Below are 12029 nucleotides of genomic sequence, written 5' to 3' on the forward strand. Positions count from 1 at the left end.
ATGCCTCGTGTGCGCGCAGGAAGCGGAAGAACTCCACGCCTTCGCGCAGACGCCGCTTCATCATGTCCCAGCTCGTGAGCATCTCGCGCACGATCTCCCAGATCTTCGACGGCCGGAAATAGAACTGGCGATAGAACTGCTCCAGGTGGTGATAGATCTCGTCACGCGACAGATGCGCATAACCGATCGCCGCGAGCTGCACGCCTTCCTTGCTCACCAGGTTGATGGTCTTGTTCTCTTCCATCCAGCCGTTTTCCACGGCCTGCTTGTACAGCGTCGTGCCCGGATACGGCGCGGCCAGCGACACCTGAATCGTATGCGGATTGATTTCCTTCGCGTACTCGATCGTCTTCTTGATCGTGTCCTGCGTCTCGCCCGGCAGCCCCAGGATGAAGGTGCCGTGAACCTTGATGCCGAGCTTCTTGCAGTCGGCGCTGAAGCGGCGCGCGAAGTCCGTGCGCACGCCCTTCTTGATGTTCACGAGAATCTGGTCGTCGCCCGACTCGAAGCCCACGAGCAACAGGCGCAGGCCGTTTTCCTTCATGACCTTCAGCGTCTTGTACGGCACGTTCGCCTTCGCGTTGCACGACCACGTCATGCCGAGCTTGCCGAGACCGATCGCGATCGCTTCGGCGCGCGGCAGGTCGTCGGTGAAGGTGTCGTCGTCGAACATGAGCTCCTTGACTTCCGGCATGTTCTCGCGGATCCACTTCGCTTCCTCGAGCACGTTCTCGACCGAACGTGTGCGATAGACGTGGCCGCTCACGGTCTGCGGCCACAGGCAGAACGTGCAGCGCGACTTGCAGCCGCGGCCCGTGTAGATCGAGACGTACGGGTAGTTCAGGTAGCCGATGAAGTAGTTTTCGATCTTCAGGTCGCGCTTGTAGATGGGCGCGACGAACGGCAGCGAGTCCATGTCCTCGAGCACCGGACGGCCCGGGTTGTGCTCGATCGAGCCGTCCTTCGCGCGCCACGAAATGCCCTTCACCTCGGCCAGCGGCATGCCTTCGGCGATTTCCTTGCAGGTGAAGTCGAATTCCTCGCGGCAGACAAAGTCGATGGCCTCGCTCGCGGTGAGCGAGTTATGCGGATCGACCTGCACCTTCGCGCCCACGAGACCGATGACGATCGACGGCTTGCGCTTCTTGAGGTCTTCGCAGAAGAGCGCGTCGGTCGGGAACGACGGCGTGCTCGTGTGGATGATGACGAGGTCGTACGCGGCTGCAATCTTCAGCGTTTCTTCCACACCCAGGCCGTCGGCCGGCGCGTCCAGCACGCGGCTGTCGGGCACGAGGGCCGCGGGCTGCGCGAGCCAGGTGGGATACCAGAACGAGCGGATCTCGCGCTTTGCCTGGTAGCGCGAGCCCGCGCCACCGTCGAAGCCGTCATACGACGGGGCCTGCAGAAACAGCGTTTTCATGCGATGAGTGCTCCGGGTACCCGTACTGTGTCGGGTGATGATTGAGGTGACGATTCGGTATTAAAAGCGCGGTATAAAAAGCGCGATACAAAAAGCGCCAGTATAAAAACGACGCGCTCAGCGAGCATCCGATCCTTCGACGGCAGGCCGACGCGCGCTCGCGGGCCTGGCCATGCCGGAAGGCGCTTCGGCCTCGGGATTGGCGACGCTCACGCGCACACCGCGCCAGATCACGTGCGAGCCGAACGCGGCGGAAAGCCACTGCAGGGCCAGCAGCACGTCGCGTAGCGGCACGAGCGGCAAATCGCGCCAGAACGCGCGCCAGCTCCCGCTCGCTCGCGCGTGCAGTATCAAACGCGCAATGATACCCGCCATCGTGGCAGTGGCGAGCGCGGCCAGCGCCGCGCGCGTCGACGCGCACGCGCCGATGCCCGCGCCCGCCGCGAGCAGGCCGTAGAACAGCGCGCCCAGCACGAGCCACGGCGTGGGGAACGTAATGAACAGCGAAGCGAAGCCCGCCGGGTTCACCGAGCGAATGGTGCGCAGCCAACGCGTTTCGCGCAGCCAGAGCGAGCCGAAGGTCGGCTCGATCACGTCGGTGGCGACCACCACGGGCGCCAGCACCGTGGCGAGGCCGTGATCGCGCGCATAGCGGGCGAGCAGATAGTCGTCGGCGAGGCAGTCCTTGAGCGCGGCGAAACCGCCGATGCGCTCGAGCGTCGCACGGGAAAGTGCGAGCGTCGCGCCAAAACCGAACGCGCGCGAGCCCGTGGAATGCGCCACACGTACCGAAGGCGCGAACCACTCGTTGATGAAGAGCGCGCCCACGCGCGGCCAGAAACCGCCGATGCTGCGAGCGCTATAGAGGCACGTCACGACGCCCACGTCCGGGTCGGCGAGCGGCGCGGTGACGATCTCCAGATAGTCGGGCTCGACTGCGATATCGCTGTCGGCCACGATGATCGCGTCGTACCGCGCGCGCGCAGCCAGATTGATGAGGTTGCTCACCTTGAGATTGCTGCCATGCACGCGCGGGTCGATCACCAGCTCGATGTCATGGCCGGGATAAGCCGCCTGCAACCGGCGCACCACGGCAATGGCCGGATCCGCCGGCGAGGACACGCCGAACAGCAACTGAAAACGCGGATGCCGTTGCTCGCAGAAGGTCGCGAGATTTTCGTAAAGGCGCGGCTCGGCGCCGCACAAGGGCTTGAGCACGCTCACGGGCTGCGGTTGCGCACGGCGCGCGCGGCGCGCCGCTTCGCGCACGAGCGCGGCCGAACCGAGGCGCGGCATCGTCAGCGCGGCGACGAGGCCGTAGAACGCGGCAACGCCGCACAGCACGACCACCGTCCAGACGAGCACGGGCCAGGGCGCCGGCATGGCGAACACCTGCGACACCGTCATGACGCGCCGCCTTGCCGGGTCACGTGGGCCAACTCGCGCTCGCCGCCGGCGGCGCGCAAGGGGTAAAGCTCCTGCGGTGCCCCGACCGGAATTCGCGTTTCACCACGTACCATTTCCCTGCCCTGAAAATCCAGAATTAAGCCGCGCATCGTAGCCGCATTACGAATTCGAAGCAGGAAACCGGACAATGGATGCCGGTTTGCATGATGCGAGGCAATTGAACAAACAATGAATGGAGATAAACCATCGTATGTAACCGCTGGCTATGGTCGATCCCCGATTCGACGCCGAAAATTGTATCAGCAAGCTCCGTCGGCTGCTTCCGGCAAACGCGGGAAAATGCGTTGCCAAAGTTGTAAAAGCGTAACTATTTCAGCCATTAAACAGCCGCCTTCCAGAGCTTTTCCGCCCCGAAAAAAATCGGTAAGCATCTAGAAATGATTCTTTAATAATTTTGAATTAAAGGCACGCGCCCTGCATTTAAACAGGAGTGGTTCTCGTTAATATTCAAATCATCCGGGCGTAGAAACAATCAGACGGCATCTGAACCCACGCCGGCGGCATGGGTTCCCGGACTCCTCCAGCACGAACGAAAGTGCTTTGGCACAATGGCCGCACCTTGCGACTGCCTTGCGGCCTCGCGCCGGGAAACCGGCGCACCGCACGAGCGCCGCGCTTTCAATACCAGGCCCCAGGCTAGCCCATGACCCTCTTCTCCGTACTCGACCTCTCGCCCATCCCCGCGGGCTCCCATGCCGGCACCGCGCTGCACAACACGCTCGATCTCGCGCGGCACGCCGAGCGTCTCGGCTACCACCGCTTCTGGCTGGCCGAGCATCACAACATGACGGGTATCGCCAGCGCGGCGACTTCGGTGGTGATCGGCTACGTGGCGGGCGGCACGCAAACCATCCGCGTGGGCTCGGGCGGGATCATGCTGCCGAACCATGCTCCGCTCGTGATTGCCGAGCAGTTCGGCACGCTCGAAGCGCTCTACCCCGGCCGCATCGACCTCGGCCTCGGGCGCGCGCCCGGCACCGACCAGACCACGGCGCGCGCGCTGCGCCGCGACCTGCAGGGCAGCGCCGACAGCTTCCCCGACGACGTCGCCGAGCTGCAGCGCTATTTCGCCGCGCCCGTCGAAGGCCAGCGCGTGCGTGCGGTGCCTGGCGCGGGGCTGAACGTTCCGCTCTATATCCTCGGCTCGAGCCTTTATGGCGCACAGCTCGCGGCGGCCATGGGCCTGCCGTTCGCCTTCGCCTCGCACTTTGCACCGGACCATCTGCTCACGGCGCTGCGTCTCTACCGCTCGCAGTTCCGACCGTCGGCGGTGCTCGCGAGGCCCCATGCGATGGTCGGCGTGAACGTGTTCGGCGCGCCCACCAACGAAGAAGCGCGCTTCCTCTTCACTTCGCTGCAGCAGCAGTTCGTGAATCTGCGCCGCGGCACGCCGGGGCAGTTGCCGCCGCCGGTCGAGCAGATCGCGGCGAACGAGTTCGAACTCGCCGGCGTATCGCACTCGCTCGCCTGCTCCGTGGTAGGCGACCAGGAAACCGTGCGCGCAGGTCTCGCCTCGGTGATCGAGCAGACCGGCGCGGACGAGCTCATCGTCACCGCGCAGATCTACGACCACGCGGCGCGCCTGCGTTCGTTCGAGATGGCGGCGCAAGCGCGCGAGGAATTGAAGGAAGCCACCGCGGGACGGTAACCACCGCGCGCGCTCGAACGCACGCTCAGTGCGAGGTGTTCAACGCGTCGAGGCCCTTGAGCAGCGCGGCGTGAAACGCCTGCGGATCCTGCATCTGCGGCGCGTGCCCGAGATCGGCGAACTCCACGAGCGTCGCGTGAGGAATGGCGCGCTGCGCGGCTTTGGCCAGCACCGGATAGTGCCCGAGCTGCGCGCGCACCTCGGGCGGCGCGAGATCCTTGCCGATGGCGGTCGTGTCCTTGTCGCCGATGAGCAAGAGCGTCGGCATCTGCAACTGGCCGAACTCGTAAATCACCGGCTGCGTGTAGATCATGTCGTAGAGCAGCGCCGAATCCCAGGCCACCTGCGTCTTGCCCGGCCCGCGATACATGCCCGCGAGCATCTGCACCCAAGGCTCGTAGGCCGGGCGCCACTGGCCCGCGTAATAAGTGGCCTGCTCGTAGCGGCGAATCCCGTCGGCGCTCGTCTTGAGTTCGCGCGCGTACCAGTCGTCCACTGAAATCGACGGCACGCCCTTCGCCTTCCAGTCTTCGAGCCCGATCGGGTTCACGAGCACGAGCTGCTCGGTTTCGTGCGGATACATGAGCGCGTAGCGCACCGCCAGCATGCCGCCCGTCGAATGGCCGATGATCGTCGCCTCATGCACGCCGAGCGCGGCGAGCAGCGCATGCGTGTTGCGCGCGAGCTGCTGGAAGCTGAACTGGTACGAAGCGGGCTTGCTCGATTTGCAAAAGCCGATCTGGTCCGGCGCGATCACGCGGTAGCCCGCGGCGTGCAACTCGCGGATGGTGGCGTCCCACGTCGCCGAGCAAAAGTTCTTGCCGTGCAGCAGGACCGCGGTGCGTCCGTTCGGCTTCGCGGGCTGCACGTCCATGTACGCCATATGGAGCGTTTGCCCCTGCGAAACGAACGCAAAGTCATGCACGGGATGCGGATACTCGAAGCCCTGCAGCTCGGGACCATACGCGGGGCCGTCGGGCGTCTCGGTCGCGCCTTGCGGCGACGACGTGGCCAACGGCACGGCAGCGCTCGCCTCGGGGTCGGCAGCGAGCGCGACGTGACAGAGCGCGGCCGCACTCAGCGCGGCAACGAAGGGAGCAAAACGGGCAAGCGTATGGTTCAGGATGGCTCTCATCGACGGGAGATCGGGCGAAAGGTCGGACGGAAAAACAGGACGGCGAAATGGCGCCGGTACAGCCAGCGATTCTAGCGGCCCCGCCCCGCTCCTGGCGGCTTTCTCGCCCAGAGAACGTGCGCGGCATGCCGTTTGCTGCTCATGAACACCTCGCACGAATGCGGCGCCTGTTCGGCCCTGCGGACAGGCAATTCGCGCTACGCTGCATTCGGTGCTAGAACAATCAATACAGGATGCACGAGACGTCCGCGACGCGAGACACGCACGCGTGCTGCACTGCGAAACGCGCCGCATAAGGAACGCGGCAAGCACGCGAGACGAGGACCGCACGGGCCGGGCACGACGAGGCGGCCTGCGGCGGCCGCACCGGGGGGCACAACAAGGAGACGACCATGGAAACTCCGGCAAGCCTCAACGATCTGCAACGCACCACCCTCGCCATCGTGCTCGCTGGCGGCCGCGGCACGCGCCTCGGGCCGCTCACCAACAAGCGCGTGAAGCCGGCCGTGTACTTCGGCGGCAAGTACCGCATCATCGATTTCGCCCTCTCGAACTGCCTGAATTCGGGCATCCGCCGCATTGCGGTCGTCACGCAGTACAAGGCGCACTCGCTGTTGCGCCATCTGCAGCGCGGCTGGGGCTTCCTGCGCGGCGAATTCAACGAGTTCCTCGACCTGTGGCCCGCGCAGCAGCGCGTCGAAGGCGCGCACTGGTATCGGGGCACCGCCGACGCCGTGTACCAGAACCTCGACATCATCCGCTCGATCAGCCCGAAGTACGTGGTGGTGCTGGCCGGCGACCACATCTACAAGATGGACTACACGCGCATGATCGCCGACCACGCCGCAAGCGGCGCCGACTGCACGGTGGGCTGCATCGAGGTGCCGCGCCTCGACGCGCGCGCGTTCGGCGTGATGGCCGTGGACGAGTCGCGCCGCGTGACCGGCTTCGTCGAAAAGCCCGACGACCCGCCCGCCATGCCCGGCCGCCCCGACATCGCGCTCGCGAGCATGGGCATCTATGTGTTCGATACGAACTACCTCGTCCATCTGCTCGAAGAGAACATCGTGCGCTCGGCCACCGACCACGACTTCGGCAAGGACATCATTCCGCGCGTGGTGAGCGACGGACATGCGATCGCGCATCCGTTCAGCATGTCCTGCGTGTCGTCGGACCCGGCCGCCGAACCCTACTGGCGCGACGTGGGCACGGTCGACGCCTACTGGTCCGCCAACCTCGACCTCGCCTCGACCATCCCCGCGCTCGATCTCTACGACCGCAACTGGCCGATCTGGACCTACCAGGAACAGTTGCCGCCCGCCAAGTTCGTGCGCGACCTCAACGGCCTGCAGGGCTCGGGCACCAACCTGATCGTGTGCGGCGGCAGTGTGATCTCGGGTTCGCAGATTTCGCGCTCGGTGCTCTCTTCGAATGTCGTCGTGCAGTCGTTCTGCAACATTGCCGAGGCAGTCTTGTTGCCACAGGTGACGGTGGGCACGAGTTGCCGGCTGCGCAAGGTCGTCGTGGACCGCGGCTGCACGGTTCCCAACGGCACCGTAATCGGCGAAGACGCTGCGCGCGACGCCGAACGCTTTTATCGCACCGAGAGCGGCGTCGTGCTGGTCACGAGCGAGGCGCTGGCGAAATTGCCTGGCTAGCCGTGCGCCCGGCGAAGCCGATCGGCCAAATCGGCTTCGCTCGAGGACGCGCCAATCCGCAAACAACCCGCAAGCAACCCGAGCACCGAGAGGACTGACTCCCGATGACCATTCGCGTCCTGCACGTAGCCAGCGAGCTGTACCCGCTCCTGAAGACCGGCGGCCTCGCCGACGTCACCGCCGCCCTGCCCGCCGCGCTGATCGAACAAGGCGCCGACGCCCGCCTGCTGCTGCCGGGCTTCGCGTCCGTGGCGGCGGGCCTCGAAGATCTGCGCCCCGTCGCGCGCCTCGCGCGCACGTTCGGCGCGCCCGAGGCGACGCTCGAACTCGGGCGCCTGCCCGGCAGCGAACTGGCCGTCTACATGATCCGCGCCGATGCGTTCTACGCGCGCCCCGGCAACCCCTACCTCGACGCCGAGCACGTGCCCTACGGCGACAACGCGCAACGTTTCGCGCTGCTCGGCTGGACAGCCGCGCAACTCGCGCTGCACCTCGATCCCGACTGGGCGCCCGCCATCGTGCAGGCGCACGACTGGCACGCGGGACTCGCGCCGGCCTATCTGCGCGCGGCGGCGCGCGAGCGCGGCACGAGCATGGCGCCCGGCGGCGCGCGCTCGATCTTCACGATTCACAACCTCGCTTACCAGGGCATCTTCCCAGCGCAGCAGTTCGACTCTCTCGGCCTGCCGCGCGACTTTTTCGACATGCATGGCGTGGAGTTCTACGGCCAGCTTTCGTTCCTGAAAGCCGGGCTCTATTTCGCCGACAAGATCACGACGGTGAGCCCGACCTACGCGCGCGAGATTCAGACGGTCGCCCAGGGCGGCGGCCTCGAGGCGCTATTGCGCGGACGCACGCACGACCTCGTCGGCATTCTCAATGGCGTGGACTACGCCGTCTGGAATCCGTCGAGCGACGCGGCCATCGCCACGCGCTATTCGCCCACGCGCCAGAGCGGCAAGATGCGCTGCAAGGCGGCGCTGCAGACGCGCCTGAAGCTCGCACAGAAGCACGACGCCCCGGTGTTCGGCGTGGTGAGCCGGCTCACCGAGCAAAAGGGCCTTGACCTGCTGCTCGCGGCGCTGCCCGAGATCGTCGCGCGCGGCGGGCAGCTCGTCGTGCTCGGCACCGGCGACCCCAGCCTCGAACAGGGCTACGCGCGCGCCGCGCACCAGCATCCCGAATCGGTGGCCGTGGAGCTGGGCTTCGACGAGACGCTCGCGCACGAGATCGTCGCGGGCGCCGACGTGATGATGGTCCCCTCGCGCTTCGAGCCATGCGGGCTCACGCAGCTCTACGCGCTCGCTTATGGCGCGCTGCCGCTCGTGCACCGCGTGGGCGGACTCGCCGATACGGTGGTCGACGCCTCGCTGGAAAATCTCGCCGATGATCTCGCCACCGGCTTCGTGTTCGAGCGCTTCGAGCCCGACGCACTCATGGCCGCAATCCGCCGCGCCTTCGCGCTCTATGGACGCAGCCGCGACTGGCGCGAGACGCGCACGCGTGCAATGCAGCAGGACTTCGGCTGGGCCGCGTCGGCGCAACGCTACATGGCGCTCTATCGCGAACTGGCCGGTCAAAACGTCGTGGCTTAGCGCTTCCCCAGGCGAATTCCGGGCGCCGGAAGCAGGCGCGCGCGCAACACCGCGTCCACGCATCCATCGACTGGGTGCGGCGAATTCGGTTATCGTTGCTGCACCTGCGCAAAGGTGCGCCGTTCGAAGCGCGCCGCAAGCCATAACGAATCTGGACCGGCCATGAAAAACGTTTTGAGCATCCAGTCGCACGTCGTGTTCGGTCACGCGGGCAACAGCGCCGCGGTGTTTCCCATGCGCCGCCTTGGCGTGAATGTCTGGCCGCTCAACACCGTGCAGTTCTCCAATCACACGCAATACGGCCACTGGACCGGCGCCGCCATCGGCTCGGACGAGGTCGTGGATCTCGTCGAAGGCATTGGCGCGATCGGCGTGCTGCCGCGCTGCGATGCGGTGCTGTCGGGCTACCTCGGCACACCCGGGCAGGCCCAGGCCGTGATCGACGTGGTACGCGCCGTGAAGGCCGCCAACCCGCAGGCGCGCTACTTTTGCGACCCGGTGATGGGCACGCTCAACGCCGAAAACGGCTGCCACGTCGAGCCCGGCATTCAGGAGTTCCTCGTGCGCAACATGCCCGAGGTCGCCGACGCGATGATCCCCAATCACATCGAGCTGCAACGGCTCGTGGGCCGCGAGATCGAGACCGCGGAAGAAGGCGTGCTCGCGTGCCGCGAACTGCTGCGCCGCGGCCCGAAGCTGATCCTCGTGAAGCATCTGCTCGACCGCAACAGCCCTGCCGACCGCTTCAACATGCTCGTCGTGACCGAGCATGAAGCGTGGCTCGGCCAGCGCCCGCTCTACCCGTTCGCACGCCAGCCGGTGGGCGTGGGCGACGTGACGAGCGCGGTGTTCGTCGCGCGCCTGATGCTCGGCGACTCGCTGCGCCGCGCGTTCGAACACACGCTCGCGGCCGTGAACGCCGTGGTGAAGGCGACTTACGACGCAGGCCGTTACGAACTGGAAATCGTCGCGGCGCAAGACCAGATCGCGCGCCCGCGCGAATGGTTCGACGCCTGGGCAGTGGAAGCCGTCTAGACTGAGGAGGCGCACGCGCGGCCTATAATGCCGTCCGCATGACTCGCGGCGGCGAAACACAACGCACGGCCGCGGCGCCCACCGTCTTTAGAGAATGACCGATGTCCGATTCAATCCGTAGCGAACAGGAAGAGTATTTCGAGCAGCTTTGCCTCGCCGTCGACGCCGGCGAGACCCACGAGCAGGAAGCCATCGAATACTTCGAAGAACAAAGCCATGCAAGCGATTTCGACGCCGCCGTGTGGCTCGACATCGCGCTTTACCATGCGCCAGATGTCGCGCGCGGCATCATCGCTTTCGTCGACGAGAGCGATCGCGAACGCAGCGACATCGCCCAGACGATTGCCGATACGCTCGATATCTCGTACGGCGACGACGAATGCGCACGCTTCGAAGCGACGATTCGCTTCGCGCTCGCCAACGGCATTCCCGTCGATCTCGACGTGGTGCTCGACGGTTGCAACCGCGCACTCGACGACCTCGAAGGATGGGCGAGCGCCGACACCATGGCGCCGCTCGTGAAACTGCGCGACGCGCTCTTCGAGCTGCAAAGGGGCGAGTAGCCTACCTGCGCGGCACGGCGTGAGCGGTTGACCTGGCGGCCTGATATATTGCTCGCCATCCGCCGCCTCACGAAGGCGCGCGCCCAGCCGGCGCACATGGGGAGCCGGCTGAGACACCCCACCCATGCACGCAGCCGTCGCACAGCCCGTTCCGGCAAGCCGCAGTCGCAAACAGCAAGACGCAAGACCCGAAGACGAGACGCCCCGCATCCGCGCCACGACGGCGCGCGGCGCGGCGTACCCGGACCAAACGCACACAAGAACACCGCGCCGCTGTCGCGCAAGGAGTCACCATGAGTCTCGCTGCCGCGCCTGGAACCACTAGCGCCTGCGCATTCGCCACGCCGTACCGTGCGTGCCGCAAGCTTGCGGCTGGGCTCCTGATCGGCGCGATGGCCACCGCCGGGACGCTCGGCGCGAGCCGCGACGCCTTGGCCGCGGGCCCGCTCAACGTGCGCATCGGTTTCGTCTCGCCGCTCTCGGGCGACTATGCCAATTACGGCCGCGATCTGGAAAGCGGCGTGCAGCTCGCCCTCGACGAAGCGAACGCGCAAAACCTCAAGATCGGCGAGCAGACGGCGCACTTCGAACTCGTGCCCATCGACGACCGCAGCGATCCGCGCCTCGGCGTGCAGGCTGCCGCGACGCTGGCGAATCAGGGGGTCAACGCCGTGGTCGGCCACTTCAACTCGGGCTCGGCGATTCCGGCCTCGCGCATCTACGAAAGCGCCGGCATTCCGATGATCAGCCCCGCGGCCACCAATCCCGTCATCACGTCGCAAGGCTTCGCCAACACCTTCATGGTGATTGCAAACGACGCGCAGAACGCAGGCATCGCCGGCGCGTGGGCCGTGGACGTGATGAAGGCCAAACGCGTGGCCATCATCGACGACCGCACCGCCTTCGGCCAGGGCGAAGCCGACGTATTCGAGCACGCGGTGCGCGCGCATGGCGGCACCGTGGTCGCGCGCGAGTTCGCTGAAAGCGTCGCGAGCGACTTCGGCCCGCAACTCGCGAAAATCAAGGCCGCCGATGCCGATCTGCTCTACTTCGGCGGCCTAGCGCATCAGGGCGCGGCGCTCGTGAAGCAGATGAAGGCGCGCAGCATGAACGCGCAGTTCGTGGGCGGCGGCGGCGTCGCGAACGCCGACTTCATTCACGACGCGGGCGCAGCCGCGGAAGGCGCAATGGCCTGGGAGTATGGCCGCCCGCTCGCGCAACTGCCGGAGGGTCCGCGTTTCGAGCAGGCCTATAAAACCCGCTTCGGCACCGACGTGCTCGCTTACGCGCCGTTCGGCTACGACGCGGCGTGGGCCGCGATCCACGCGATGGTCTACGCAAAATCGGCGCAGCCCGAGGCGTACCGCAGCGCGCTCAAAGCGCTCGCCTTCGACGGCGTGACGGGCCGCATCGCCTTCGAGCCGGACGGCTCGCTCAAGAACAGCGTCTCCACGCTCTGGCAGGTGAAGAAAGGCGTGTGGGTGCCGGTGACGACGCGCGGCGGCTGA

Annotated in this window: 9 protein-coding genes; 6 read left to right on the forward strand and 3 right to left on the reverse strand. The window is 66.2% G+C overall.

Annotated elements, in window-relative coordinates; genetic code table 11:
• Both hpnJ and hpnI read right to left on the reverse strand, forming a co-directional pair.
• Positions 1 to 1420 (reverse strand): hopanoid biosynthesis associated radical SAM protein HpnJ (gene hpnJ, locus E1N52_RS40435; protein ID WP_133190451.1); only part of this gene is annotated, 1420 nt, incomplete at its 3' end.
• A 117-nt stretch (positions 1421 to 1537) separates the two neighbouring features.
• Positions 1538 to 2827 carry a bacteriohopanetetrol glucosamine biosynthesis glycosyltransferase HpnI gene (gene hpnI, locus E1N52_RS40440; protein WP_133190453.1) on the reverse strand — a complete coding sequence of 430 codons (1290 nt, stop codon included), beginning with the start codon at positions 2825 to 2827 and terminating at the stop codon, positions 1538 to 1540.
• A gap of 703 nt (positions 2828 to 3530) precedes the next feature.
• On the opposite strand from hpnI, the gene E1N52_RS40445 reads away from it, so the two are divergent.
• A complete protein-coding gene (locus E1N52_RS40445; RefSeq protein ID WP_133190455.1) occupies positions 3531 to 4535 on the forward strand; it encodes an LLM class flavin-dependent oxidoreductase in 1005 nt (334 codons plus the stop codon).
• Positions 4536 to 4560: 25 nt separating this feature from the next.
• On the opposite strand, the gene E1N52_RS40450 is transcribed toward E1N52_RS40445, so the two are convergent.
• The gene (locus E1N52_RS40450; protein WP_133190457.1) at positions 4561 to 5670 is read right to left on the reverse strand and encodes an alpha/beta fold hydrolase; all 1110 of its coding nucleotides are present in this window, start codon (positions 5668 to 5670) and stop codon (positions 4561 to 4563) included.
• Between the two features lie 392 nt (positions 5671 to 6062).
• Between E1N52_RS40450 and glgC the strand changes: the two genes are divergently transcribed.
• The 5 genes from glgC (at position 6063) to E1N52_RS40475 (ending at position 12029) form a co-directional block, all read left to right on the forward strand.
• The gene (gene glgC, locus E1N52_RS40455; protein WP_133190459.1) at positions 6063 to 7328 is read left to right on the forward strand and encodes a glucose-1-phosphate adenylyltransferase; all 1266 of its coding nucleotides are present in this window, start codon (positions 6063 to 6065) and stop codon (positions 7326 to 7328) included.
• A 104-nt stretch (positions 7329 to 7432) separates the two neighbouring features.
• Positions 7433 to 8923 (forward strand): glycogen synthase GlgA, encoded by a 1491-nt coding sequence (gene glgA, locus E1N52_RS40460; protein ID WP_133190461.1) that lies wholly within the window; start codon positions 7433 to 7435, stop codon positions 8921 to 8923.
• Positions 8924 to 9085: 162 nt separating this feature from the next.
• Positions 9086 to 9958: a pyridoxal kinase PdxY gene (gene pdxY / locus E1N52_RS40465; RefSeq protein ID WP_133190463.1), complete on the forward strand. Its 873-nt coding sequence runs from the start codon at positions 9086 to 9088 to the stop codon at positions 9956 to 9958.
• Positions 9959 to 10059: 101 nt separating this feature from the next.
• On the forward strand, positions 10060 to 10521 hold the full coding sequence (locus E1N52_RS40470; RefSeq protein ID WP_133190465.1) for a hypothetical protein: 462 nt from the start codon (positions 10060 to 10062) through the stop codon (positions 10519 to 10521).
• Positions 10522 to 10913: 392 nt separating this feature from the next.
• Positions 10914 to 12029: a branched-chain amino acid ABC transporter substrate-binding protein gene (locus E1N52_RS40475; RefSeq protein ID WP_133190491.1), complete on the forward strand. Its 1116-nt coding sequence runs from the start codon at positions 10914 to 10916 to the stop codon at positions 12027 to 12029.

This window comes from Paraburkholderia guartelaensis, assembly GCF_004353905.1.
GTDB classification, from domain to species: domain Bacteria; phylum Pseudomonadota; class Gammaproteobacteria; order Burkholderiales; family Burkholderiaceae; genus Paraburkholderia; species Paraburkholderia guartelaensis.